Source organism: Rhodococcus sp. T2V (assembly GCF_029269925.1).
Taxonomy (GTDB): domain Bacteria; phylum Actinomycetota; class Actinomycetes; order Mycobacteriales; family Mycobacteriaceae; genus Rhodococcus_F; species Rhodococcus_F koreensis.
On record NZ_JARJBD010000018.1, the window covers coordinates 77,339 to 101,981 of the forward strand.

Annotated in this window: 21 protein-coding genes and 2 pseudogenes; 16 read left to right on the plus strand and 7 right to left on the minus strand. The window is 67.1% G+C overall.

All coding sequences use genetic code 11. The features are described 5' to 3' along the window. Window positions 1–20 precede the first annotated feature (20 nt). The 11 genes from P3H15_RS17330 to P3H15_RS17380 all read left to right on the plus strand — a co-directional run bounded on the left by P3H15_RS17330 (window position 21) and on the right by P3H15_RS17380 (window position 10,602). Window positions 21–476, plus strand: coding sequence for a phenylacetaldoxime dehydratase family protein (locus P3H15_RS17330; RefSeq protein ID WP_276138380.1), 456 nt, complete (start codon window positions 21–23; stop codon window positions 474–476). Window positions 477–495: 19 nt separating this feature from the next. Next, window positions 496–2,049 carry an amidase gene (locus P3H15_RS17335; RefSeq protein WP_276138381.1) on the plus strand — a complete coding sequence of 518 codons (1,554 nt, stop codon included), beginning with the start codon at window positions 496–498 and terminating at the stop codon, window positions 2,047–2,049. After that, window positions 2,046–2,744: a nitrile hydratase subunit beta gene (gene nthB, locus P3H15_RS17340; protein WP_276138382.1), complete on the plus strand. Its 699-nt coding sequence runs from the start codon at window positions 2,046–2,048 to the stop codon at window positions 2,742–2,744. Before P3H15_RS17335 ends, nthB begins: the two co-directional genes overlap by 4 nt. A 2-nt stretch (window positions 2,745–2,746) precedes the next feature. Beyond that, on the plus strand, window positions 2,747–3,358 hold the full coding sequence (gene nthA, locus P3H15_RS17345; protein WP_276138383.1) for a nitrile hydratase subunit alpha: 612 nt from the start codon (window positions 2,747–2,749) through the stop codon (window positions 3,356–3,358). Continuing rightward, window positions 3,355–3,768 carry a nitrile hydratase accessory protein gene (locus P3H15_RS17350; protein WP_276138384.1) on the plus strand — a complete coding sequence of 138 codons (414 nt, stop codon included), beginning with the start codon at window positions 3,355–3,357 and terminating at the stop codon, window positions 3,766–3,768. The genes nthA and P3H15_RS17350 overlap by 4 nt, the downstream gene beginning before the upstream one ends. 661 nt (window positions 3,769–4,429) lie before the next feature. Then, window positions 4,430–5,479, plus strand: coding sequence for an ABC transporter substrate-binding protein (locus tag P3H15_RS17355; RefSeq protein ID WP_276138385.1), 1,050 nt, complete (start codon window positions 4,430–4,432; stop codon window positions 5,477–5,479). Window positions 5,480–5,511: 32 nt separating this feature from the next. After that, entirely contained in the window at window positions 5,512–6,516 is a 1,005-nt protein-coding gene (locus tag P3H15_RS17360) for an iron ABC transporter permease (RefSeq protein WP_276138434.1), read from the plus strand. Further along, window positions 6,513–7,301 carry an ABC transporter ATP-binding protein gene (locus tag P3H15_RS17365; protein WP_276138386.1) on the plus strand — a complete coding sequence of 263 codons (789 nt, stop codon included), beginning with the start codon at window positions 6,513–6,515 and terminating at the stop codon, window positions 7,299–7,301. The genes P3H15_RS17360 and P3H15_RS17365 overlap by 4 nt, the downstream gene beginning before the upstream one ends. A gap of 244 nt (window positions 7,302–7,545) precedes the next feature. Further along, complete coding sequence (locus P3H15_RS17370; protein ID WP_276138435.1) at window positions 7,546–8,604, plus strand: phenylacetaldoxime dehydratase family protein; 1,059 nt, start codon at window positions 7,546–7,548, stop codon at window positions 8,602–8,604. A gap of 207 nt (window positions 8,605–8,811) precedes the next feature. Next, on the plus strand, window positions 8,812–9,156 hold the full coding sequence (locus tag P3H15_RS17375; RefSeq protein ID WP_276138387.1) for a helix-turn-helix transcriptional regulator: 345 nt from the start codon (window positions 8,812–8,814) through the stop codon (window positions 9,154–9,156). Window positions 9,157–9,186: 30 nt separating this feature from the next. Further along, window positions 9,187–10,602 (plus strand): ABC transporter substrate-binding protein, encoded by a 1,416-nt coding sequence (locus P3H15_RS17380; RefSeq protein WP_276138388.1) that lies wholly within the window; start codon window positions 9,187–9,189, stop codon window positions 10,600–10,602. Between the two features lie 173 nt (window positions 10,603–10,775). Here P3H15_RS17380 and P3H15_RS17385 read toward each other — a convergent pair whose 3' ends face one another. Then, entirely contained in the window at window positions 10,776–10,901 is a 126-nt protein-coding gene (locus P3H15_RS17385) for a hypothetical protein (RefSeq protein ID WP_276138437.1), read from the minus strand. 654 nt (window positions 10,902–11,555) lie between these two features. Here P3H15_RS17385 and P3H15_RS17390 point away from each other — a divergent pair. After that, window positions 11,556–11,816 (plus strand): annotated as a pseudogene (locus tag P3H15_RS17390) (ionic transporter y4hA); the annotation flags it as partial. Window positions 11,817–11,880: 64 nt separating this feature from the next. Here the strand turns inward: P3H15_RS17390 and P3H15_RS17395 are convergent. Both P3H15_RS17395 and P3H15_RS17400 read right to left on the minus strand, forming a co-directional pair. Beyond that, complete coding sequence (locus tag P3H15_RS17395; protein WP_276138389.1) at window positions 11,881–14,853, minus strand: UPF0182 family protein; 2,973 nt, start codon at window positions 14,851–14,853, stop codon at window positions 11,881–11,883. Between the two features lie 151 nt (window positions 14,854–15,004). After that, window positions 15,005–15,280: a hypothetical protein gene (locus P3H15_RS17400; RefSeq protein WP_276138390.1), complete on the minus strand. Its 276-nt coding sequence runs from the start codon at window positions 15,278–15,280 to the stop codon at window positions 15,005–15,007. A gap of 131 nt (window positions 15,281–15,411) precedes the next feature. Here P3H15_RS17400 and P3H15_RS17405 point away from each other — a divergent pair, with 131 nt between their 5' ends. Continuing rightward, window positions 15,412–16,425, plus strand: coding sequence for a histidine kinase (locus P3H15_RS17405; protein ID WP_276138391.1), 1,014 nt, complete (start codon window positions 15,412–15,414; stop codon window positions 16,423–16,425). Next, complete coding sequence (locus P3H15_RS17410) at window positions 16,422–17,078, plus strand: response regulator transcription factor (protein ID WP_276138392.1); 657 nt, start codon at window positions 16,422–16,424, stop codon at window positions 17,076–17,078. The genes P3H15_RS17405 and P3H15_RS17410 overlap by 4 nt, the downstream gene beginning before the upstream one ends. Window positions 17,079–17,544: 466 nt before the next feature. Here the strand turns inward: P3H15_RS17410 and P3H15_RS17415 are convergent, their stop codons facing one another. Next, the gene (locus tag P3H15_RS17415; protein ID WP_072950245.1) at window positions 17,545–17,826 is read right to left on the minus strand and encodes a PASTA domain-containing protein; all 282 of its coding nucleotides are present in this window, start codon (window positions 17,824–17,826) and stop codon (window positions 17,545–17,547) included. A gap of 100 nt (window positions 17,827–17,926) precedes the next feature. Here P3H15_RS17415 and P3H15_RS17420 point away from each other — a divergent pair. Continuing rightward, a pseudogene (locus P3H15_RS17420) lies at window positions 17,927–18,114 on the plus strand (CNNM domain-containing protein); the annotation flags it as partial. 157 nt (window positions 18,115–18,271) lie between these two features. On the opposite strand, the gene P3H15_RS17425 reads toward P3H15_RS17420, so the two are convergent. After that, entirely contained in the window at window positions 18,272–18,715 is a 444-nt protein-coding gene (locus P3H15_RS17425) for a pyridoxamine 5'-phosphate oxidase family protein (RefSeq protein WP_276138393.1), read from the minus strand. Window positions 18,716–19,241: 526 nt separating this feature from the next. Here P3H15_RS17425 and P3H15_RS17430 point away from each other — a divergent pair. Then, entirely contained in the window at window positions 19,242–20,366 is a 1,125-nt protein-coding gene (locus P3H15_RS17430) for a calcium:proton antiporter (protein WP_276138394.1), read from the plus strand. A 105-nt stretch (window positions 20,367–20,471) separates the two neighbouring features. Here P3H15_RS17430 and P3H15_RS17435 read toward each other — a convergent pair whose 3' ends face one another. Together P3H15_RS17435 and P3H15_RS17440 are read right to left on the minus strand one after the other, a co-directional pair. Next, window positions 20,472–21,632, minus strand: a complete 1,161-nt coding sequence (locus P3H15_RS17435) for a PQQ-dependent sugar dehydrogenase (protein ID WP_276138395.1) — start codon at window positions 21,630–21,632, stop codon at window positions 20,472–20,474. Between the two features lie 126 nt (window positions 21,633–21,758). Next, window positions 21,759–24,464, minus strand: a complete 2,706-nt coding sequence (locus P3H15_RS17440; RefSeq protein ID WP_276138396.1) for a cation-transporting P-type ATPase — start codon at window positions 24,462–24,464, stop codon at window positions 21,759–21,761. Window positions 24,465–24,643 lie beyond the last annotated feature (179 nt).

Consider the following 24,643-nt stretch of genomic DNA (forward strand, 5'->3'; position numbering starts at 1 on the left):
GTGTTGGAGGCTGCGCTGCGATGCCACGTGATATCCGCATCACCGCCAACGCGCCGCGGTTCGATAGGTGGTCGATCACCTATCCCGAGGGTGTAACGGAGGTTCTGTTCGCCCAGTTCGGTGTGCAGGCAGCAAGCCTGGAACAGGCGAACGCAGCGGCCGACGACATGCTGGGGCTGTTCGACCATGATCCGCGTCCGACGGTTCTCGATCGAGGCCAATTCATCGATACCTTCGGATTCGCCAACGCCACGCTGAGGGCGTACTGGTTCTGTCCGGACGACTATCACCGGTGGGCCGCACAGGAGAGCGTCGAGATGTTCTGGGCTTCACGGCTGTCGACCGGGCCGGTCGGCTACTACCGCGAGACCGCGGTAATAAGCCGGGACCATTCCACCGCCGAGTACATCAACTGCCACAACCGCACTGGGTTCTTGACCGTGCTCGACCGCGTCCCCGCGGGCGCCGCGGTCTAACCGAAGGAGACATCGGTACATGTCCACATTGCCCCCACCCGACTCCGCACGCCTGGCCGAGCTTGACCAGCATTGCCGGTTCGGCCTGTCCGCTGCGGATCTCGAGGAGTTCGCTCCCGCGGTCGAGGCCACCCTCGCCGCATCTCATGCGGTCGAAGAGCTCTATCTACGCTCGGTATCACCGGCGCCGCAGCGGACCTGGAACGTGCCCACCCCGGAACGCAACCGACTGGGCGCCTGGTACGTCACCACCGAGACCACCGGCGCGCCGGACGGCCCGCTGGCCGGCAAAACGGTGGCGGTCAAGGACAACGTCGCCGTCGCCGGCGTGCCGATGATGAACGGATCCCGCACCGTGGAGGGTTTCGTCCCCCGTCACGATGCGACGGTGGTGAGCCGTCTGCTCGATGCCGGTGCGACGATCGCCGGCAAGTCGGTGTGTGAGGACCTGTGTTTCTCCGGGGCGAGTTTCACGTCGCAGCCGGGGCCGGTCCGCAACCCGTGGGATCCGACGCGCAATTCCGGTGGATCCTCCAGTGGTAGTGGCGCACTCGTCGCCAGTGGCGAAGTCGATCTGGCGGTCGGCGGGGACCAGGGTGGCTCCATCCGCATTCCTGCGGCGTTCTGCGGGATCGTTGGGCACAAGCCGACGCATGGGCTGGTGCCCTACACCGGGGCGTTTCCCATCGAACGGACCATCGATCATCTCGGCCCGATCACCCGCACCGTCGCCGATGCGGCCCTCATGCTGGGTGTGTTGGCCGGTCCCGACGGAGCCGATCCCCGCCAGCCCACCGGGATCGAGGTCGTGGACTACGTGTCCGCGATCGCCGAACCGGCGTCCGGGCTACGGGTGGGTGTCGTGGCCGAAGGCTTCGGCACGCCCGTGTCCGATCCGGACGTCGATGCCGCCGTCCGGGCCGCGGTCGATGTCCTGCGCGGTGCCGGACTCGCGGCGGAGGAGGTGTCGATTCCCTGGCATCTCGATGCCATGCACGTGTGGAACGTGATCGCGACCGAGGGCGCGGCCTACCAGATGCTCGACGGCAACGCCTACGGGATGAACACCGACGGCTTCTACGACCCCGAGTTGGTCGCGCACTTCGCCGCCCAGCGCCTCGAGCGCGGCCACGAGCTGTCCAAGACCGTCAAGCTGGTCGGGTTGTCGGGCCGCTACACCTTCGAGGTCGGCGGCGGGAAGTACTACGCAATGGCCCGCCAGCTCGTGCCCGAGTTGCGCGCCGCCTACGACGCCGCGCTCGCCCGCTACGACGTCCTGGTCATGCCCACCGTCCCCTACACCGCTCAAGAGATCCCTCCGGCCGATGCCAGCCTGGGTGACTACCTGCACGTCGCGCTGTCGATGGTGGGCAACACCGCCCCCTTCGACGTCACCGGGCACCCGGCGTGCTCGGTCCCTGCCGATCTGGTCGGCGGCTTGCCGACCGGTCTGATGATCATCGGCAAGCGTTTCGACGACGCCACGGTTCTACGCGTGGCACACACCTACGAACAGGCGGTCGGCGCGTTCCCCACGCCACCGGTCGCCGCGACCGCAAGGAGTTTCGCATGAACGGAGTATTCGATCTCGGCGGCACGGACGGTCTCGGCCCGGTGGTGACCGAGGACGACGAACCGGTCTTCCGCGCCGAATGGGAGAAGATCGCGTTCTCCCTCTTCGCCAGCTGCTTCCGTGCCGGACTGTTCAACGTCGACAGTTTCCGGCACGGCATCGAGCAGATGGACCCGGCCGAGTACCTACTGTCCAACTACTACGAGCACTGGGCGCACGTCGCAGAGCACGCCGGGGAAAAGGCCGGCGTCATCGACCCGGCCGAACTCGACCGGCTCACCCAGTTCTACCTGGACAACCCGAACGCCCCACTGCCGCAGCGTGAGGACCCCGAGCTGCTCACGTTCGTCGACGCCGCCGTCACCGGCGGGGCACCGGCCGTCCGGGAATCGGACAAGGTCGCCGCGTTCTCGGTCGGTGACACCGTCACCATCGCCGCCGACAGCCCCACCGGCCACACCCGCCGGGCACGCTACGTCCGTGGCCGCACCGGTGTGATCACCGGCGCACACGGCACCTTCATCTATCCCGACAGCGCCGGCAACGGCGGCCCCGACGCCCCCGAACACGTTTACACCGTCCGCTTTACCGCGCGTGAGCTCTGGGGCGAGGAGACGGGCGATCCCAACAGCGTCGTCTACTTCGACGTCTGGGAGCCGTATCTGACCCTCGTCACCACCGAAACCAAGGAGTGAACATGGCCGTAACCGACACTCGCCTGCGCACGCAGGAGGAGATCACCGCCCGGGTCAAGGCCCTCGAAGCGGTGTTGATCGAGAAGGGCGTCCTGACCACCGCCGCGGTGGACCGGCTGGCGGAGGTCTACGAGAACGAGGTCGGGCCGCAGCTCGGCGCCAAGGTCGTGGCGCGGGCATGGGCCGATCCCGAGTTCAAGGCTCGCCTGCTCGCCGACGCCACCGCTGCCTGCGGCGAACTGGGCATCGGTGGCCTGCAGGGCGAGGACATGATCGTCGTCGAGAACACCGACACCGTGCACAACGTGATCGTGTGCACCCTCTGCTCCTGCTACCCGTGGCCGGTGCTCGGTCTGCCGCCCAACTGGTACAAGGCACCGCCCTTCCGGGCGCGGATCGTGCGCGAGCCCCGCAAGCTACTCGCCGAGGACTTCGGATTCACGGTGCCGGACTCGGTGGAGATCCGGGTGTGGGACTCGAGCTCCGAACTGCGGTACTGGGTGCTGCCGCAACGTCCGGCCGGCACCGACGGGCTGAGCGTCGACCAGCTCGCGGCACTGGTGACCCGGGACTCGATGATCGGCGTCGGCCCCGTCGCCGCTCCGGTCTCATGAGCGCCCCGGTGCACCAGGACACCACCGAACTCGACGAGGCCCGGCGCCGCATCGAGGACCTGGTCTGTGGTCTGCCCGACGCGGGTGATCAGCCGTTCGAGCAGCCCTGGGAGTTGCGGGCCTTCGCGATGGCCGTGGCTGCCTACGACAATGGTCACTACGCGTGGTCCGAATTCCAGCTCTCGCTCGTCGAGTCGATCCGGCGATGGGAAAACGGCCAAGGTTCCGAACCGTGGAGCTACTACGAACACTGGCTCGTCGCGCTCGAGGCCGTGCTCGCCGACAAAGGTGCACTCTCGGACAGCGCCCTCGATGAACGGACAAGAACAGTGCTGGCCACGCCTCGCAACGCCAATCACCACGAGGCACACCGGGAACCAGTCGCGATTGCACCCGCGCTGACCAGCTGACCCGCACGGCCCGTCGAGCAGCCTCGACGATCACGGTTCGGCCCGCGTCGATCACACATCGGTGCGGGCCGAACCACCCCTTTGTCCAGTCCTGCCTACCGATTCCTCATGCTAGGTGGCAATTTCCCTCATTCGCACTTGTGGCGATTCTCGAGGTCCATCGTCATCGTCCGGACTTGCCCGGCCGGGGCCCGGATGCGGAGAAATATCATGCCGTTCTTGTTGCTCGACGCTGTCATCGCTCTCTTCGGAATGCTGCTGCGTCCCCACCGTTGGTCGACTGGGCTGAAGGACGTTGTCAGCAGAATCGCCGTGGCACGGGCCGAGATGCGGTCAATGGAACTGCTCGCACAGTTGGCGGATACACACCACGAGCGCAGGTACGTCGATGATCACGGCGGCAGAGCTACCTCGTGTAGATAGCCCAGACTCCGCACCCCGTCCTGCAAGAAGGCATCGAATCAATCACCATGGTCGGACGGACCGTGGACCGCGGCCGCAGACATGGGCCTGCATAACCTGTCCGATCGGTCGCAATCGCTCGAATTGTGATGACCAACATTGAGTCTGATTCACTGGCGAACTCACCGCGACACAGCAACGGGCCCTCCGGGACCCTGGCCCCTGGGCCCTGGGCCCTGATCCAAGGAGTTCCCGCGCCATGCGCATCTCGTTCCGGCAGACTGCTGCCATCCTTTCCGCGGCATCCGTGCTGCTCGTCTCCGGTTGTTCGTCGGCCGGCGACTCCCCCGCCACCGAGGAGACCGCCGCCTCGGATTCCTCCCGCTACCCGATGACCCTGGAGAACTGCGGCCACACGGTTACCATCGACGCCCCGCCCCAGCGGGCGGTGTCGCTCAATCAGGGCTCGACCGAGATCCTGCTGTCCCTCGGCCTGGCGGACCGCCTGGTGGGAACCGCCACCTGGACCGACCCCGTCCGCGACAACCTGGCCGCCGACAACGCGAAGGTTCCCCGACTCGCCGACAACAAACCGTCCTTCGAGGTGGTCCTCGACACCGAACCCGACTTCGTGACGGCCTCGTTCGGCGGCACCCTCGGGCCTGGCGGTGTCGCCGATCGCGACCAGTTCGACCAACTGGGTGTCCCCACCTACCTGTCGCCGACCGATTGCGAAGGCAAGACGGACGAGAGCGTCAACGCCGACGGAGCGCGCACCGAACCGCTGCGCATCGACACCGCCTACGAGGAGATCCGCGAACTCGCCGCCATCTTCGACGTCCGCGACCGCGGCGAGCAGTTCGTCGCGGAACTGCAGCAGCGGTTCGACGCCGCCTCGCGTGAGGTCGAGGCCTCCGGAGTGTCTCTCGCGTACTGGTTCGCCGACACCAACACCCCGTACATGGCCGGCTGCTGCGGATCCTCCGGCATCATCACCAACTCCGTCGGCGCCGAGAACATCTTCGCCGACACCACCAACGAATGGCCCCAGGTCAGCTGGGAGAGCGTCCTCGACCGCGACCCGACCGCTCTGGTCCTCGCGGACCTGAGCCGCCGCAGCATCGACGGCGACGCCCTCGCCAGCAAGATCGCGTTCCTCGAATCGAATCCGGTCACCCAGCGGCTCAACGCCGTCCGCGACAAGCGGTACATCGTCGTCAACGGCGCCGACCTGAACCCGTCGATCCGCACCATCGACGGCGTCGAGAAGACAGCAGCCGCGCTGAAGCAGTGGGGACTGGCGAACTGACCGTGGTGGCCACACGGTTCGACTCCCGGCCGCTGCTCGGGGCATGCCTGCTCGGCGGCTTCGCGGTGCTGGCGGCGTCGATCGCCGTCGTCATCACCATCGGACCCGCCGGCCTGTCCGTCGGTGACGTCTACGCGGTCGTGTTCGAGCGCCTCGGATTCGGGAACGCCGACATCAGCCGCATCAAAGAGGGCATCGTCTGGGAACTGAGACTGCCCCGCACCCTCCTCGCCGCCGTCTGCGGCGCGGGACTGGCGCTGTGCGGGGCGATCATGCAGTCGCTGCTGCGCAATCCGCTCGCCGACCCGTTCGTCCTCGGCATCTCGTCGGGGGCGTCCACCGGGGCGGTGCTGATCGCGGTCCTCGGTCTCGGCGCCGGCGCGGTGTCGCTGTCGGCGGGAGCGTTCGCGGGCGCGGTGATCTCGTTCGTCCTGGTGATGCTGCTCGCTGCCGGCGCAGGCGGTGGCACGTCCCGAGTGGTGCTCGCGGGAGTGGCCGGGACCCAGCTGTTCTCCGCGTTGACGTCGTTCATCGTGATCTCGTCCGCGGACGCCGAACAGACCCGCGGGGTGCTGTTCTGGCTGCTCGGCTCGCTCTCCGGTGCCGATTGGGCCGACGTCACCCTCTGCGGGGCAGTCACTCTCGTAGGACTGCTGGTGTGCCTGACCCAGTCGTCCGCGCTGGACGCCTTCACGTTCGGGAACACTGCGGCGGCCGCACTCGGCGTGTCTGTGCGGTGGATCCGGATCCTCTTGCTGACCATCACCGCACTCGTCACCGCCGCCCTGGTGAGCGCCGCAGGCGCGATCGGATTCGTCGGACTGGTCCTGCCGCACGCCGCACGGTTCCTCGTCGGTCCCCGGCACAGCCGGCTGCTCCCCACCACCGCCGTGGTCGGCGCCGTCTTCATGGTGTGGGTGGACGCGATCGCCCGCACCGTGTTTGCACCGCAAGAGGTTCCGGTCGGCGTCGTCACCGCACTGATCGGCGTTCCGGCCTTCGCCGTCATCCTCTTCCGCATGAGGACCAGCCGATGACGCTGCACGCGAAGAACCTCGGCTGGAGCCGCGGCGGACACCTCGTGCTCGACGGAGTGTCCGTGGACCCCGCGGTCGGCGAGACCATCGGACTGCTCGGCCCCAACGGCTCGGGCAAGTCCTCGCTCCTGCGACTGCTCAGCGGGATCGCCGAACCGGGCTCCGGCAGTGTCCTCCTCGACGGCGCCGAGGTCAGGACCCTCCGACGACGGCAGGTCGCTCGCCGGGTGGCGATGGTCGATCAGCATTCCGACACCGAGGTCGACATCACCGTGCTCGACGTGGTCCGGCTCGGCCGGATACCGCACCGCGGGGTCTTCGGCGGCGACGAGTCGGCGGACGCCTCGGCCGTCGAGCGGGCGCTCGAGCACACCGGCATGACGTCGAAGTCGCACCGACTGTGGCACACCCTGTCCGGCGGGGAGCGGCAGCGCGCCCAGATCGCGCGGGCGCTCGCGCAGGAACCGGACGAACTGCTGCTCGACGAACCGACCAACCACCTGGACATCCAGCATCAGCTCGACATCCTGTCCCTGGTCGCGGAACTTCCCCTCACCAGTTACATTGCCCTGCACGACCTCAACCTGGCCGCGATGTTCTGCGACCGCGTGGTGGTGCTGGAGGTCGGCCGCATCGTCGCCGCCGGCAGTCCCGCCGAGGTGATCACCGAGGCCCTCGTCGAGCAGGTGTACCGGGTGCGGGCGGCGGTCACCGTCGATCCTGTCACCGGCTACCCGACCGTCACGTACCGTCCGCAGTCGTCGCGGCACCTCTCGCTCCGCTGACGCGTCCCCCGCTCCCCGACGAACGGGACCCTGAACCCATATGAGTGGTTCGGGTCCTACTCCGTCGCGGCGCGTCTCGGCGCGCTCGCCGGCCAGGCCCACGGGTTCCTTCGCCGACTGTCGCTCATCGTCCAACTATCTGTCGCGCGCAGTCAAATACACACCGGTGCCGAAAGGTAGCTTCGATCTATCCGAGTTGCCGAACGTTGTCGGCAAGCCCCAACTCGATGAATCAGGAGTCCTCATGGAATCTGCAATCAGCAGCCACCTCACATGCCCGCGAACGTTGACCCGGCGTGTGCCCGATGACTACCAACCTCCATTCCCCATGTGGGTGGGACGCGCCGACGAGAGCTTGCAGCAGGTCGCGATGGCGTACTTCGGCGTGCAGTTCCGCGGGGAGGAGCAGCGCCCGGCCGCGCTTGCGGCCATGCGCGAGATTGTGGCCAGCTTCGATCTGGACGACGGACCGCTGCACCATGACCTGACCCATCACGAGGACAATCAGGGCTACCAGAATCTGATGATCGTGGGATACTGGAAAGATATTGCCTCCCACACCCGTTGGCTCCAACACCCGGCTGTGGCCGACTGGTGGGCATCGGACGAACGACTAGCGGAGGGACTCGGCTACTTCCGTGAGATCGTAGCCCCGCGGGCCGAGCAATTCGAAACGCTGTACGCCTTCCAGGACCGCCTCCCTGGTGTCGGTGCTGTCATGGATGGGATCAGCGGCGACATCAACGAACACGGCTACTGGGGTTCGATGCGCGAACGTTTCCCGCTGTCCCAAACTGACTGGATGCAGCCCTCGGGCGAACTGCGGGTGATCAGCGGCAATCCTGCCGCGGGTGGCCGGGTAGTCGTCCAGGGCCACGACAACATCACCCTGATCCGGTCCGGACAGGATTGGAAAGACGCCGAATCCGAAGAACGTGCCCTGTATCTCGACGAGATCCTCCCCACCCTGCAGCAGGGCATGGACTTTCTCCGCGACAACGGCGAATCGGTGGGCTGCTACAGCAACCGGTTTGTCCGCAACATCGACATGGAAGGGAACTTCCTCGATCTGAGCTACAACATCGGCCACTGGAGTTCGCTCGACAAACTCGAGCGCTGGTCAGAATCCCATCCGACCCACCTGCGAATCTTCACCACCTTCTTCAAGGTCGCTGCCGGCCTGGACAAACTGCGGCTCTATCACGAGGTCTCGGTGTTCGACACCAGCGACCAACTCTACGAATACATCAACTGCCACCCCCAGACCGGCATGATGCGCGACGCCCACCCAGTCAAGAACTAGGACCGCTGCACGTTCCGGCTGGTGTTCCTCGCAATGCGGCCGCTGACCACCGTATGCGGTGCCGATCGGCGATACCCGATCGGCACCGCTGGAGCCAAGGCTTTGCTTTCCGGGACACCTGCGATATGTTGACCCTTGTTGACATATCGGCTTTTGGTTGCAGGAAAGCGTGGTCCGGAGGCAGTGACTACTCAGCGGAACGAAGAGTTGGCGTTTGCCGTGCTGGCCGATCAGGTCCGGCGCCAGATCTTGGACACACTCGCCTCTCATGGGGAGTGCAGCGCCGGCTTCATCAGCGACCAGATATCGACGGTGGGACGCACCACGGTGTCCACGCACTTGAGAGCACTCCGCATGTCCGGAGTTGTGCTCGAGCGGCGCCAGGGACGTCATCGCCTGTATTCGATCGACCCGGCAGGACCGGCCAATGATGCTCTGCAGTTTCTTCGTGATGTTCTCGAGCGTGCTCTGGACGCTGGCGCAATGACCGGCGACTCGTCAACCCCGCCGGTGGTCGATCCCGAAGGCGGATCGGTACGTCGCCGGGCATGATCGGACCGGCGACCTCGTTCTCAGGCGGTAATGCACGTGGCCGGTTTATCTGTGACCGCACAAATTGTCACCCCCGACCCGCCTGCACGGACTTTCGAGAGGTTCGAGGCAGGCGGGTTGCTCGAGCTCGAGTGCGAGCAGTTGACGGTTGGGGCGGCGGTGTCGATCTCGTTGCCAGTGGGCGACACTGGACAGGAGGGCCTTGCGGGGGCGCCGATCACCCTGTTGGGCCATGTCGCCGGCGTCAAGCGTCACCGTTCGGTTCTGATTGTTCACCACCAGCCATGGCGCGGCCGTCTGGTGGTCCGATTTTTTCCTGACGGAGTCGGGACCCGGGTTGTTGTCGAGTCGAGCCTGGATCAGGATGGCTTGACCTGGCTCGCGCACAAGCGCGGGTATGCGCCGCCGGAGCGACCGCGTGCTGATCGGCACCGGATCGGTCTGCTTGTGAGTAAATCGGGGTCGGCGGCGGTGTTTGCCCAGGCAACCGAGGCGCTGGCAATGCTCGCGGTCGAGGAAGTCAACGCTGACGGCGGTATCGGTGGGGTTCTCGTGGACCTGGTTGTGGCTGACGATGCGTCGAACTCGGTCGTCGGTACCGTCGCAGCGATGCGGCTGATGCGCAGCGGGTGCCGCGTCGTGTTCGCGTGCGTGACCTCCGCGACGTTCAACGCTGCCGCGTCGGCATTGCGGAATACCGGCGTGTTGTTGGTCCACACAGTCCTCAACGAAGGCGGCAGACTCGGCACGGGTGTTGTCCGACTGGGTGAACGACCTCTTGCGCAGCTGCGCGCGGGAGTCCCTGCCTTGATGGCCGAGACAGGTTCTTGTCACTGGTTTTTCGTGGGCCAGCGTTACTCGTGGTCGTACGGGGCGCATTGGGCTGCGCGGCGCGTGGTCGCCGAGGCCGGGGGCTCGGTCGTCGGCGAGACCTACCAACCCCTCGGGACCACGGGCTTCGCGCAGGTCATCGAAGCGATCGAGCGCTCGGGCACCGAGTTGATCCTGTCCTCGCTCGTCGGCCACGACGAGGTCTTCTTCGAACGGCAGTGCTCCCACCACGGGTTGCGGGCCACCACCCGCACGTTCGCCCTCGTTCTCGACGAGGCCACCCAACAACTCATCGGCAACTCCGACGCCGACGGGGTATGGGCCGCATTCGGCTACTTCCAAGGGTTCCGAGACGACGGAGACCTCGAACAGCGTTATCGCACAAGTGCGGACGGGGGAATCCTTCCACCTCTCAGTTCACTGTCGGAGACGACCTACGAAGCGATTCTGGCGTACGCGCGCGCCACTGCGATCGCCTCCCCCGAAGATCAGGCCTCGATCCGTCGACAGCTCCTCGCGCACAACGAATCCGAAACGGCCACCCAGCAGACCGTGCACCGGCCGATCCTGCTGGCCGAGTCTCGCGGCGGCCGCCTGCACCCACGCTCCCGTTGAACGCCTACGGGCCCAACTTCTACGAGTCCCGATGCGTCGATAGAATCTGACGCGCCTTGGGTGTTCGCCTAGAAAATAGTCGGCGAAGAGGGGCGGACCGGCGACGATCCTGCAAAGTGTTGGTATTGCTCTTCGGTAGGAGGCGCGGTCCGCGGTTGGGAAGGATCCGCAAGCTACAGGATGATGGTGACGACCTTCTCCTCGGTGTTGGCTTCGATTCCGGCCCAGCCGAGTTCGCGTCCGGTGCCGCTGGTCTTCAAGCCGCCCCAGAGGTTGCCCGACGAAGCCCGTCCCCGCATTCCGTTCGGTGCGTCGATCCGGCGGGGCGCGGGGCGGTCGTTCCGAAACCGAGCCTCCTTGCTTGCGCTCTACCTTGGATCGCGATAGCGTCCAACCAGTCGCACGACGCAGCGGCAAATCGCGATCTCAGACCTTCGAGACCGAGGCGAGAGTCCGCCCAACCGAGATTGGGCGGGTGTGCCCGTACGGAGCACGCCGACGCCGAATCGATTTTCCGTCGGACGCCGCCACACGGGCGATGGACCCAATCGGTCAGCCATGGGCGGCCTGGACCGGTGGGGTCCATTCCGGCGCCTTTACCCCAATCTTCTTATTTGTCAGACTGTTTCGTTTCCAGATCGTTCTCGAGTGACGGCACGTCGTGCGATGATCAGGTAGTGCTCCGAGCGCGCACATCGCCGTCATCACCCTCGCGCCTCATCCGAGGGCGGAGGAGACCACGCAGGTTTTCGCAATGGGCGATCGGCCTGGTCTGCTGCGCAGCCGGGTCGGCGTGCGGAGCACCGCCCCCGGACCCCGCACCCTTTCCCCGCCCCTCGATGTCGAGACCGAAATCGGCGCGCTCGATCATCCGTGGGATATCGTGACGGCCACTGATGGCACCCTGCTGACCGGCGAGCGCCGGCCACCTCGCCGTCAAACAGCCGGACGGCTCGGTGGTGGGCGGAGTGATCGCGCTGCTGGTGCTGCTCCCTGCGACGCTCACTGCGGTGCGGGCGGCCGGACGAAATCGCCTTCAGGTCTGGCTCGACGGACCGGTGGTGCTCGGCCTCGAGCCCGCGCAGTTGGTGGTGCTGGCGCTGACCGTCGCCGTCGGGGTGCTCACCGTGGTTCCCCGCCGCGCCACCGCTCGCCACGGCGGAGTGCAGCTCGTGCTCCTGGCCGCGATTGTCTACCTGTCCCTGATTCCCTGATCGCCGAGCGGCGAAACACTATCGTTGGTGCGCACATCGGGCGTGTCGGCGACGGTGTTCGGCCTCAGTTGAGGTTGCCGCCGGCGGCGAGGTAGCCGTCGATGGCGCGTTGGAGGCGGTCGAGGGCGGTGCCGTAGGCGGTGAAGTCGCCGGTGTGCTGGGCGGCGCGCAGGTTGGTCAGGGCGGCGTTCAGTTCGAGGACCGCGCCGGTCAACTCCTCCGGCACTGACTCCGGAGGCACGACCTCGGGAATCGGAGGTCCGGGGCTGGCCTCGGGCGCTGGTGGGGGTGCGGTGGCGGCGTCGCCGCCGGGGGCGGTGGCGGCGCGGCCGGTGCCGGGACCGAAGACCTGGTCGAGGGCTTCGGCGAGGGTGGGGGCGTACCCGACCCGGACACCGCCGGTGCCGGGTTCGCGGTAGCTGGCCAGTACCCGGGCCAGCTGCGGGAAGGTCGAGCCCTCGGCGGTGGTGGACAGTCGCTCGGTGAACAGCGGTTCGATGTAGAGGACGCCGCCGTCGGCGATCGGCAAGGTGAGCAGGTTGCCGTAGTGGATGCGGTTCGACCGCTCGAGCAAGGTGCGTTCGGAGGCCACCCGGGTGTCGGAGATCATCGAGTTCTGTATCTGTTGCGGGCCTTGGGTCAGGGTGTCGGTCGGTAGCTGCAGGATTTCGATCGTTCCGTATCCGTCGGGATCCGAGCGCACCGACAGGTAGGCGGAGAGGAATTCACGGTTGAATCCGACCATGGCGCTAGCGAGCCGGAACGACGGCTGCGTCGTCTCCGGGTCGCCGACCAGGATGTAGTACGGGGGTTGTTGCCCCGTGCTGTCCGAGGTCGGATCCGACGGCACCGACCAGAAGGCGTTGTTGGTGAAGAATTCCCGCGGATCGTTGACGTGGTATTTCGCCAGCAGCTGGCGCTGGATCCGGAACAAGTCCTCGGGGTAGCGGAGATGAGCGCGCAGTTCGTCGGAGATCGCTTCGCCGGGCCTGACGGTTCCGGGGAACACGCTCATCCACGCGGCCAGGACCGGGTCCTCCCGGTCGATCTGGTAGAGGGTGACGGTGCCGTCGTAGGCGTCGACGGTGGCCTTGACCGAGTTGCGCACGTACGAGATCTCCTGCCGGGGCAGCGGGCGCCCGGTGTCGGTGATCGCCGGCTCGGTCAGCGCTCCGGACTGTGCGTAGGGGTAGTGCTCGAGGGTGGTATAGGCGTCGACGATCCAGGTGATCCGCCCATCGACGACGGCCGGGTAGGGGTTGGTGTCGGTGGTCAGCCAGGGGGCGACGTGCTCGACCCGAGATTTGGGGTCGCGGTTGAAGATGATCTTCGAGTCCGCCCCGATGGCGCCGGAGAACAGGATGTTGCGTTCGGCGTACTTGGCGGCGAACGCCAACCGGTTGATCCAGTTCCCGATGGGCACTCCCCCGGCGCCGGTGTAGGTGTAGGTGGAGACGTCGGTGTCGTACTCACGCGGCGGTGCACCCGCCTCGGCACCGACGATGGCGTAATCCGGGCCCTCGGACTGCGCGATCACCTCGCCGTAATAGATGCGGGGTTGATCGACCGGGATCAGTTGCCCACCGGCGGCTTGGGACGCGAGATCGCTGACGGTATAGATCGGGTAGCCGCTGTCGCTGCTGGCGCTCTGCCCGGAGGCGTCCCGCACGGCGGCGTTGACCCGGTTGGCGGGGGCCGCGACGAACCCGTTGCCGTGGGTGTAGACAAGATGCCGGTTGATCCACTGGGTTTGGTTGCCGCTGAGGCTGTTCGGGGACAGCTCCCGGGCGGCGACGATGTAGTCGGCGACCTCCCCGTCGATGGTGTATCGGTCGATGTCCAGTGTCGGGGTGAAACCGTAGAAATTCTTCAATTGTTGTTGCTGGGTGAAGGTGCGGGAGAGCACGTTCGGGTCCAGAAGTCGCGCGTTGGCGATGGTGGTGACGTCGGCCGGTACGTCGCGCGGCGACCGGGTGCCCACACCCGGATAGGCCTCGTACTGCACCCGGTCCGGGCCCAGTCCGTAGGCCTGCCGGGTCGCGGCGATGTTGCGTTCGATGTACGGGCGTTCCCGGTCGGCGGCGTTCGGGCGCACCGAGAACTGTTCCATCAGCGCCGGGAAGATTCCCCCGACCAGGATCGAGGACAACACCAGCAGCGCGGTAGCCATCGCCGGAATCCGCAGATCCCGCACCACGATTGCGGCGAAGAACGCGATCGCGCACACGATCGCGATGGAGAACATGATCAGCCGCGCCGGCAGGACGGCATTGATGTCGGTGAACCCAGCCCCGGTAAAGGTGGGTTCCTTACGGCTGCCCCACAGCAACGCATACCGATCCAGCCAGTACGCGACCGCTTTCAGCGCCACGAACGACCCCGCCAGCACCGCGAGCTGGACACGCGCAGCGGCGGTGACCTCGACGGGGTTACCGCCACGCTGGGGGGTCACCCGGATCCCACCGAACAGATAGTGCGCAGCGAGGCTGAGCCACAAGGCCAGGAATACCGCAACGAACAACCAGGTCAGGATCAGCCGGAAGAGCGGCAGGTCGAAGACATAGAAACCGATGTCGTGCCCGAATTCCGCATCCACCGTGCCGAAATCGCCACCACGCAGGAACAGTTGCACGGTGGCCCAGTTCGCTTGCGCGCTCAGCCCGAACGGCAGAGCCAGCAGCAGCGGGATCCCGATGCCGAACAACCGGGGCCGGCTCATCGCCACGGTCCGGTACTGCTCGAGCGAATCCTTGGTCGCGGCCGCGGCCGCGAACAGGGGCCGCGTCCGGTAGGCCCAGATCAGGGTGCCGAACATCAGCGCACCAATGAGCAGGGTCACCACGAGGAACAAGACCAGCCGAGTCAGCAGAATCGTGCCCCACACGGACCGGTAGCCGACCTCACCGAACCACAACCACTCCGTATACACGGTGATCAGCCGCGGCCCGATCACCAGCAACGCCACAAAGCCCAGCAGCACCCAGATCGATCTGACCGCCCCCCGCGACAGCGGCCGCACCTCCTCCGACGGTTGCATGCTCACCTCCCGCGGACCCCCACGCCTATCGCAACGGCCGGCGACGTATTGTGAACGGGCCGGACGACACACACAGAATGCCCGTTTCGGCCCACTCCGGGGGTGGGTGGGGCGGGTTCGACCACGGCGATCAGCGGGCAGCGCTTCGTCATCATCTACCTCGCCCCCGAATCAGGTCCCTGACCTGTCGTTCCAGCGAAGCGAGTCGGTCGGCGATCGGCTGACTGTGCAGGATCTCGGCCACCTGGTCGGCCTCGTCCGGTGCCAGAGCGATCGCCCGGGCGGGAACCTCGAGATCGGAGTCGTCATAGCAGAGCATGTGCCGGGTGCCGCGGGGATCGACCAGCAGGTAGAGGTGTCCGCCGGCGCGGGCGACGACGTGGTGCAGCACGCCCTTGCCGGGTACCGTCGTCCGATCGATGGACATCGAAGCTCCCTACTGGAGATGAACCCAGTCTGTGCAGGCGATCGATGCTGTCACAATGGGGTCCGACACCCATTTACACTGGGCAACGACATGTATGGACATTTGCGATGTGCAGCGGTCAAGCTGGACCCATGAACCGTCGCGCAGCGGTCGTGGACCGGTTCCGAGGACAAGCGCGAACACCTGCCGGCGCGCTGTTCTGGCGAGTATTCGTGATCAACGGGCTGGTATTCACGATCGGCACCCTTGCCCTCGCCCTGTCACCGGCGACAGTGTCGACGCATATCCGGCTGACCGAAATTCCGGTGCTCGTCGTGGGACTGGCCGCGATCCTCGCCGCGAACGCCCTTCTGCTGCGGTCGAGCCTCGCACCGCTCGACCAACTCGCCAGTTCCATGAGCCGAGTAGACCCCCCACGCCGCAGCGACCGGATCGACGACCGAGGCACGGGCGACCTCCGGCATCTCATCGCCTCGTTCAACGCCATGCTGGACCGGCTCGAGACCGAGCGAACCTCGGCGAGCGGGTCGGCACTCGCCGCCCAGGAAGCCGAACGAGCGCGGATCGCGCGCGAGCTGCACGACGAGATCGGCCAAAGCCTCACCGTCGCACTGCTTGCGCTCAAACGCGCCGTCGACAAAGCACCGACGGGACTTCGCGGGGACCTGCACAACGCCCAGGATGCCGTGCGCGGCAGCCTCGACGAGGTCAGTGGCATCGCCCGTCGGCTGCGACCCGACGTTCTCGAGGACCTCGGACTGCACAGCGCGCTCAACGCCCTGTGCAGCGAATTCACCCAGGCGACCGGCGTCGATGTCGTCAAACACCTCGACGCCCACCTCGCCCGGCTGGACCCGAACATCGAACTCGTCTGTTACCGCGTCGCACAAGAAGCGCTGACCAACGTCGCTCGCCACGCCAAGGCCGACAAGGTTCGGGTGGACCTCCATGCCACCGACGAACACCTGACGCTGCGCATCGCCGACGACGGCACGGGCGGAGTGGTCACCGCCGGTGCCGGTATCACCGGAATGCGCGAACGCGCCCTGCTGGTCGACGCCACCCTCACCATCGACTCGTCGTCCAGCGAGGGGACGCAGATCCGGCTGATCGTCCCGGTCCACGTGCAATCGAGGCCGCGATGACCAGGCAACCTGCCCGCATTCTGCTCGCCGACGACCACGCCATGGTGCGCAGCGGCCTGCGGCTGATCCTCGACGCCGAACCCGACCTGCAGGTGGTCGCCGAGGCAGCCAACGGATACGAGGCGATCGCTGCCCTCACCCACACCCCGGCCGACCTGGCAATCCTCGACATCGCGATGCCGCGGATGACCGGGCTACAAGCGGCCCGCGAAATCACCCGGTCCCATCCCCACGTGAAGATCCTGATCCTGTCGATGTATGACAACGAGCAATACTTCTTCGAGGCCCTCAAAGCCGGCGCCTCCGGCTACGTCCTCAAATCCGTCGCCGACCGCGACCTGCTCGAAGCATGCCGGGCAACCCTGCGCGGCGAACCCTTCCTCTACGCCGGCGCGGTCACCGCCCTCATCCGCGACTACCTGCACCGAGCCCGGCACGGAGAATCATTACCGGCCACCATCCTCACCCCCCGCGAAGAGGAAATACTGAAACTGATCGCCGAAGGCGACACCACCCGAGAAATCGGGAACACCTTGAGTATCAGCGCCAAAACGGTCGACCGGCACCGCGCAAACATCCTGAAGAAACTCGGACTACGAGACAGACTCGCCCTGACCCGATACGCAATCCGTTCCGGACTGATCGAGCCGTAATCGTCGTACTCCCCGCCCCCGCGGCGACGCTTCTCAGACCGTGCTGTAGGCGGAAGCTAGGACGTCAACATGGATTTAGTTGCCGTATCTTTGTGTGTGCCGGGGATTCTCGTTCAGTCAGGTGGCGGCGGTCGGCGAGCGGATCGATCGGTTTGTGACTCCGGTCGACCCTTTCTCGGTGTCCTGTGCCCTGGCGGATGACCGCCGGATTCCACCTATTCCCCGGTTCCGCTGGAATCGAACCGGTGTCGATGGGTGAGCGCAGCCATTCCCTGCACCGCAGGCCGTGAACCTGCTGCTACATGTCGTCCACCCCGATAAATGGGTGTCGGACCCGATTGTGCCGGTGCGGGTGCCGGGCGACTATTGACCCGTACGGGCCACTGCCATCGACACACTGGCGTTCCCCGACCCACCACCTCGCTGCAGTTTGCAGCACCTCGCGTGTCCGCCGGAGTGGCCGGTGTCATACCGGATCCAGAGCCGCGGACTCGTGGCCCCGGGGTACCGGTGCGCCGTGCGCGCCTCCGCTGTCCTGATTCCACAGGATCACCTCGCCGCCCTTTTCGATTCCGGCAGCTCCGATCGGCCGCTGGGCGACGATCACTCCGACGGTCGGGGCCCCGGCGCCTTTCGGCCCGACCGGGATCAGTCCCGCCCCGCGCACAATGGCGCAGGCATCGTCCGCGCCGAAGCCGACCACATCGGGCACCTCGCGCACCTCGCGCACCGGACCGCCCTTCCGCATAACCCGATTGTAAGCCTCCAGGTTGACCGTCAGCCCGGGGCTGGTGCGGTCCCGTTCGCGCATCGGCATCCGTACCGTCGGCGGCGGATCCGTCGGTGCGATGATCGCGTACCTGTCCTTGATCCTGGGCGAGTTGCTTCCCAAACCTATTGCGCTGCACCGCTCCAGTGAAGTGTCCCTGCCCACCGCTCCGACCCTGGACCGGTTCGCCACGGTGGTGCGCGCCCGGCGATCTGGCTGCTGTCGGCCTCGACCGACCTGCTGGTTCGCCTGCTCGGTGGGGACCCGCAAGCGACAAACGAAGCGACCAGACACATTACAGAGCGGGCCGCAACGGTATTGCTGGGCACCGATGCGACCACCGTCCTCGAAACAGGCCCGCGGTGACATCCGAGAGGGATGGTCTCGGAAAAAACCTTGTGCGCCTGCGCTTATGCGGGCGTTATCAGCGGTGGTCACCGGCGGGACGGAGCAGGGCCGCTCGATGCCCGGTGAGGCGTTCGATGTCGAAGACGAGGTAACCCTCGTCGGGACCCTCGGTCCAGGGCGCGCGGGTGGGGTCGTCGAATCCGTGGAGGCCGTCGGTGCCGATCACCAACCGGGATCGCCCGATGACGAGGACCGTCCAGCCGGTGCGCGTCACCGACGCGATGGCCCCGGCTTCGAGGGCTACGACGGTGGCGTCGAAACGGTCGAACCACGGATGTCCTCCGGTAGGGATGACGATCTGCCCGTCCGGGGCGGCGAAGGTCACCGGCCACACGGCCGGCAGGGCATTGTCGGTGTAGATCAGCCGCCCGGCGGCCACGGACCGCAACAGACTCAGGCACTCCCCCGTCCGGAGCGCCCCGTTGATCGGGGCGCTCGCCGGCTCCAGGTGAGAGTCCATGGTGTCCTGTTCGTCGGTGCGCGTTCCGCCCCTTCAGCATTGTCGGCGGCACCCGGACGGGGCAGGGGACAAAGTCATCAACCTTCATACTGTTTACGCCGACCGTGGGCGAGTCGCATGGATGCACACCCCAACCCGCGTGCATCGAGCGCACCAGACCGGACAGCATTCCCGTGGGCGGTGCTCGGGCCCTCGAGGCGGGCAGGTCGTGGGCACACATTGCGACGCAACTCGAGGTTGCACCCCTGCCACCAGCGACCACTCGCTCTGACGGATCGGGACCGGCGGGACGCATTCGTCGCCCACGAAAATGCCGCGCAGCACGGCTTAATGACCATCCCGGGACCCGATGGTCGTAGACGAGACACCGTCACAAGTCGGCGACTACCGCGCATCGCCGGATGCCGGTTGAGGACTGCAGCTGCACGTGGGCGCCGGAGAGTAATACCAGCGGATTTCGGTTACAAATCCCTGGAAATCGCCATTCCGGCACCCGGGACCCGAAAGGTGCTGGCACAGTCGAACCATGGCGCTTCGTCGGCGGTCGGCCATCACCACGTGGCCCCTTGTGAGTCCACCGGCCGCGATGGCCGTGCTCGCCGCCACCTGGGGACGCGACCTCGGCCCCGCACTGGTGCTCGCGGTGGCGCTGGCGCTGATCGGCGCGGTCCTGGCAGCGGTCCATCATGCGCAGGTGCTCGCCCGCCGGGTCGGCGAGCCGTTCGGGTCCCTGATCTTTGCCGTCGCGGTCACGGTCATCCAGGTGGGGATGATCGTGGTCCTGATGATCTCCGGTGGCCCCCAGGCGGCGTCCCTCGCACGAGACACCGTCTTCGCCGCGGTGATGATCACCCTCAACGGCATCGTCGGGCTCGCCCTGTTCGTCGGCGCAGGGCGCTGCGGGGTCGCGTTGTTCAACGCCAAGGGTACCGGCGCCGCCCTCGCAACCGTCGTCTCGCTCATCACCCTTTCCCTGGTGCTGCCCACGTTCACCAGCAGCCCGCCCAGGACCCAATTCCCCCCGGCCCAACTCGCTTTCGCCGCGGTGACCTCGCTCCTGCTGTACGGGATGTTCGCCCTGACCCAGACCCGATCCCATCGCCATGTCTTCCCCCCGGCCGTCGCGGAGAACCCGCCCACCGAGATCGGACCGAGTCCCCGCCAACCGACGGCCGCCATGGCCGGGCTGAGCCTGACCATGCTGGTGGTGGCGTGGGGCGCGGCCGTGGGGTTGGCGAAGGTCGGAGCCCGCGGGATCGAGGGCGCAGTCAGGGACGCCGCACTGCCGCAATCCCTGGTCGGCGTCGTCATCGCCCTCCTCGTGCTGGCGCCGAACACCCTCGCCGCCGTGCGGGCAGCACAGAGAAACCAGGTTCAGGCCAGCCTGAATCTGGCCTTCGGATCGGCGATGGCCAGCATCGGGTTGACCATTCCCGTCGTCGCGGTCGCCTCGATCTGGCTGGACGGACCGCTCCTCCTCGGCCTCGGCCCGACGCAACTCGTGCTCCTCGCCCTCACCGTGGTGGTGGCGGTCCTGACGGTGGTCCCCGGCCGCGCTACCCGGCTACACGGCGGACTTCACCTGGCGCTGCTCACCGCCTATGTGGTCCTGTGCTTTCACCCGTATTCGGGATCGGAGGTGCCGATGTGATGGAATTCGGGCGGCCCGACCGCCGGCCTGCCACGACGGCGAGTCGAGGTAAGTGTGCCGGGATCGGGGAATTCGCCCGTCGTTTCGGGTGGGCGGGTGGGAGCGTCACCGTCCGGCCGCGGGTGTCACGCGGAGCACCTGGTCGCCGTCGCCGTTGTCGGTGGTGACGAGCAGTGACCCGTCGGGCTGGGCGGCGACCGTGCGAATGCGACCGTATTTGCCGGCCAGTTCGGGTGGCGCGGCCTCGGCGACGACATGCGCGCCGGTGGGGTCGAGTCGCAGAAACAGCACTTTGCGGCCCTTCTGGACGCCGACGGCGAGGGCTCCGTCCCAGTCGCCCCACCCCGGTCCGGTGACGAAGGTGCCGCTGGCGGTGGCGATGGTGGCGGGTCCGGAACTCCAGACCGCCTCGATCGCCTCGGGTATCCGGTCGAGGTCGGTCATCGGCACGGATTCGTCGTAGAACCCGTCACCGGTGTCCGGTTTCCATCCGTAGTTGCCGCCGGCGACGAGTCGGTTGACCTCGTCGTCGCGGTGGGTGCCCTGCTCGACGGAATAGATCTCCCCGGTGCCCGGGCGCACTGTCAGCCCTTGGACGTTGCGGTGCCCGAGGGTGTAGACCGCACTACCGGGGAAGGGGTTGTCCGCCGCGGGCGACCCGGTAGCAGCCTCGATCCGTAACACCTTGCCGCCGAGGGAATGCAGATCCTGTGGCGCCGCCGCTTGGGTGGCGTCTCCCATGGAGATCCACAGCGTCCCGTCCTGGTGTGGGAGGAGCCGGCAGCCGCCGTGCCGGCCGCGGTCACTCAGGGGCAGGCCGTCGATCAGCACACCGGTCGGCGCCAGCGCGGTCCACTGGGCGTCCGCGGTCCAGGACTGCACCCGGATGTCGGTGACCTCACCCGCCGCATGAGTCTGACAGGTGTAGAGGATGCGAGTGACGTCGAAGTCGGTGGCGAGCGCGATGCCCATCAGGCCCAGTTCGGCGTGGACGACGAGGTCGGGCAGATCCGCCGCCAGCACGCCGGTGGAGCCGTCCGGGTGTTTGACGACGAAGCGTCCGGAGCGCTCGCCGGTCAGCAGGGTGCCGTCCGGCGCGGCTACCACGTCCCAGGGATGGTCGAGATCGTCGATTTCGGTGACGACGTCCAGTGCTGGAAAGTCGACCGCACCGCCCGGTGAGGGTGCGCCGCATGCGGCCGCGGCCGCGCAGCAGACTGCGAGCCCCGCAGCCCACGACAGGCGCCGATGTGGGTGTGTCGTCATGAGCGGTGTTCCCTTCCGTGCGGAACGAGTCTCCGGTCGGCATGCGGGCGACACCACCAGCGGGCTGTCTGCGTAAATCCTTGATGCACTGCGGAATCGACATGCCCATGTAGGTGTTTCATTGCGTCACCCAGCGTGGGCGGTAGTGGTCCGGCGTCGCCGGCGGATCACCCACTTTTCGGCCTCGGCGACGAAGAACACGACGAGTCCCACGCCGAGGACCTTGACCCATTCGGTCGCCGTCAGCCCGGACGAGCCGAAGATCGCCTGCATGAACGGGGCGTAGGTGAACAGCACCTGCAGCACGATGCACGCGGTGATCGCGCCGAGCACGTATCTGTTGCCGAACAGCCCTTCCCGGTTCAGAACCGACGCTCTGATGTGCCGGCTGTTGATCAGGTAGAACATCTCGGTCACCACGATCGCATTGACCGCGATGGTGCGGGCCACCTCGACGGTGGTGCCGGATTCGAGTTCCCACAGGAACAACCCGAGCGCACCGGACATCATGAGCACCGACACCAGGGCCACCCGCCAGACAAAGAACCCGGACAGCAGCGACTCGGTCGGGGGGCGGGGCGGACGGCGCATCACGCAGGGTTCGGTGGGCTCGAACGCCAACGCCAACCCGAGGGTGCTGACCGTGGCCAGGTTGATCCACAACACCTGCGCCGGGGTCAGCGGCAACGTCAGTTGGAACAGGATCGCCGCGATCACCACCAGCGCTTCGCCGCCGTTGGTGGGCAGCATGAACAGCACGAACTTCTTGAGGTTGTCGTAGACGCCGCGTCCTTCGCGGACCGCGGCGGCGATCGTCGCGAAGTTGTCGTCGACCAGCACCATGTCCGAGGCCTCCTTGGCGGCCTCGGTGCCGGTGCGGCCCATCGCCACCCCGACGTCGGCGCGGGTCAGGGCCGGGGAGTCGTTGACCCCGTCCCCGGTCATGGCGACGACCTGTCCACCGTCTTGGAGGGCCCGCACCAATCGCAGTTTGTGTTCGGGGCTGGCGCGGGCGAAGACGTCGGTCTCGGCGACGACGCGGCGCAGTGCCGGGTCGTCGAGTTCGTCGATCTGCGCACCGGTCACCGGCCGGGTACCGGAGCCGAGGCCCATTTGCGCCCCGATCTCCGCGGCGGTGTCGGCGTGGTCGCCGGTGATCATCTTGACGGTGATGCCGGCCCGGTGGCAGTCCCGCACCGCGTCGATCGCTTCCTGCCGCGGGGGGTCGATGATTCCCACCAGCGCAAGCAGGGTGAATCCGTCCTCGGCGTCGGCGACGTCGAGGATCCCGTCCGCGGAGGGGCGGTCCCGGTAGGCGAGGGCCAGAACCCGCAGTCCCTGCGCCGCGGTCTCGGTGGCGCGGCGCTGCCAGTGGGTGCGGTCGATGCGGACGGCTTCGCCGGCGTCGAGGTGGTGGGTGCACGCCTCGAGTACCCGCTCGGGGGCGCCCTTGAGGTAGATCCGCTCATCCCCCGCGGTGTCGCCGGGATGCAGGGTTGCCATGAAGCGCCGCTCGGATTCGAACGGGACCGCGTCGAGCCGGGGCCACGCCGCCGTCGCGGTCGCCCGGGAGATGCCGGCCTTGACACCGAGGACCAGCAGCGCGGCCTCGGTCGGGTCGCCGTCGATCTCCCAGGAGTCGTCGGTCTCGCGGAGTTTGGCGTCGTTGCACAGCACGCCGGCCCGCACAGCCAGCCGCAGGGCCGGGTCGGCGGCCGGGTCGACGGCGACCCCGTCGTCTTCGGTGAGGTCGCCGACCGGGGCGTATCCGACCCCGCCGACGTCGATGGAGCGGTGCGCGACGACCACCTTCTGTACGGTCATCTCGTTGCGGGTCAATGTGCCGGTCTTGTCCGAACAGATCACCGTCACCGACCCGAGGGTCTCCACCGCCGGCAGCCGGCGGATCACCGCGTGGCGCCGCGCCATCCGCAGCACGCCCAGCGACAGGGTCACCGTCATGATCGCGGGCAGCCCTTCGGGGATGGCGGAGGCGGCGAGAGCGACGACGAGGGTGAACATCTCGGAGGGTGATTCGCCGCGCCAGACGATCCCGAGGAGGAAGGTGCCTGCGGCGGCGGTGAGGATCACGACGGCCAGCCACCGGCCGAATCGGTCGATCTGCCGCAACAGCGGGGTGGTGGTCTTCGCGATGCCCGCGAGCAGCGCGTTGATCCGGCCCAGTTCGGTGCCCATCCCGGTGGCGGTGACGACGCCGTCGCCTTGCCCGAACACGGCCACCGTTCCCGCGTAGGCGGCGGATCGGCGGTCGGCCAGGTCGGTGTCGCGGTCTACCGGGTCCGCTGTCTTGTCGACCGGCGCGGACTCCCCGGTGAGCGCGGCCTCGTCGATGCGGAGCTCGCGCACCCGGATCAACCGCACATCGGCCGGGACCCGGTCCCCCGAGACCAGGCGGACCACATCCCCGGGAACGAGGTCGGCGGCGGGGATCTCCACGATCCGCCCGTCCCGGTGCACGCGAGCCCGAGGGGCCAGCATTGCACGGATCGAATCGAGCGCGGATTCGGCTCGGCCCTCCTGGATGAAGCCGAGGATCGCGTTGATCACCACCGCCCCGAGCAACACCGCCGTGTCCACCCAGTGCGCGAGGAATGCGGTGATTGCCGCGGCCGTCATCATGACGTACAGCAGCACGTTGTGGAACTGCCGCAGCAACCGCCACCACCACCGGTCACTGCGGCCGGCAGGCAGCGCATTGGGGCCGTGGACGGCCAGGCGCCGGGCGGCTTCCTCCGAGGTCAGACCGGTGGGTGTCGAATCGAGCAGGTCCAGCGTCCCCGGCGCCTCCAACGCATGCCATGGGGGATCCATTGCCTGCACCTCATCTTCGGTGGGGTGACCCGTCGCATACCGGCTTCACAGACACTCCTGTTGCGCTGCTGCGCCTCTCACGGATTCGTGGCAGCGACCGCGCGTCGAATCCGTGCGACTCTCACACCGCTGGTGGGTTGTGCAACGCTCCTGTGGGTGACTGGCCCGGGCTGATCGGC

Coding starts and splice junctions, on each gene's coding strand:
- P3H15_RS17330 (WP_276138380.1), top strand. CDS start 21: ATGCCACGTGATATCCGCATCACCGCCAACGCGCCGCGGTTCGATAGG.
- P3H15_RS17335 (WP_276138381.1), top strand. CDS start 496: ATGTCCACATTGCCCCCACCCGACTCCGCACGCCTGGCCGAGCTTGAC.
- nthB (WP_276138382.1), top strand. CDS start 2,046: ATGAACGGAGTATTCGATCTCGGCGGCACGGACGGTCTCGGCCCGGTG.
- nthA (WP_276138383.1), top strand. CDS start 2,747: ATGGCCGTAACCGACACTCGCCTGCGCACGCAGGAGGAGATCACCGCC.
- P3H15_RS17350 (WP_276138384.1), top strand. CDS start 3,355: ATGAGCGCCCCGGTGCACCAGGACACCACCGAACTCGACGAGGCCCGG.
- P3H15_RS17355 (WP_276138385.1), top strand. CDS start 4,430: ATGCGCATCTCGTTCCGGCAGACTGCTGCCATCCTTTCCGCGGCATCC.
- P3H15_RS17365 (WP_276138386.1), top strand. CDS start 6,513: ATGACGCTGCACGCGAAGAACCTCGGCTGGAGCCGCGGCGGACACCTC.
- P3H15_RS17370 (WP_276138435.1), top strand. CDS start 7,546: ATGGAATCTGCAATCAGCAGCCACCTCACATGCCCGCGAACGTTGACC.
- P3H15_RS17380 (WP_276138388.1), top strand. CDS start 9,187: ATGCACGTGGCCGGTTTATCTGTGACCGCACAAATTGTCACCCCCGAC.
- P3H15_RS17385 (WP_276138437.1), bottom strand. CDS start 10,901: ATGCGGGGACGGGCTTCGTCGGGCAACCTCTGGGGCGGCTTGAAGACC.
- P3H15_RS17395 (WP_276138389.1), bottom strand. CDS start 14,853: ATGCAACCGTCGGAGGAGGTGCGGCCGCTGTCGCGGGGGGCGGTCAGA.
- P3H15_RS17400 (WP_276138390.1), bottom strand. CDS start 15,280: ATGTCCATCGATCGGACGACGGTACCCGGCAAGGGCGTGCTGCACCAC.
- P3H15_RS17405 (WP_276138391.1), top strand. CDS start 15,412: ATGAACCGTCGCGCAGCGGTCGTGGACCGGTTCCGAGGACAAGCGCGA.
- P3H15_RS17410 (WP_276138392.1), top strand. CDS start 16,422: ATGACCAGGCAACCTGCCCGCATTCTGCTCGCCGACGACCACGCCATG.
- P3H15_RS17415 (WP_072950245.1), bottom strand. CDS start 17,826: ATGCGGAAGGGCGGTCCGGTGCGCGAGGTGCGCGAGGTGCCCGATGTG.
- P3H15_RS17425 (WP_276138393.1), bottom strand. CDS start 18,715: ATGGACTCTCACCTGGAGCCGGCGAGCGCCCCGATCAACGGGGCGCTC.
- P3H15_RS17430 (WP_276138394.1), top strand. CDS start 19,242: ATGGCGCTTCGTCGGCGGTCGGCCATCACCACGTGGCCCCTTGTGAGT.
- P3H15_RS17435 (WP_276138395.1), bottom strand. CDS start 21,632: ATGACGACACACCCACATCGGCGCCTGTCGTGGGCTGCGGGGCTCGCA.
- P3H15_RS17440 (WP_276138396.1), bottom strand. CDS start 24,464: ATGGATCCCCCATGGCATGCGTTGGAGGCGCCGGGGACGCTGGACCTG.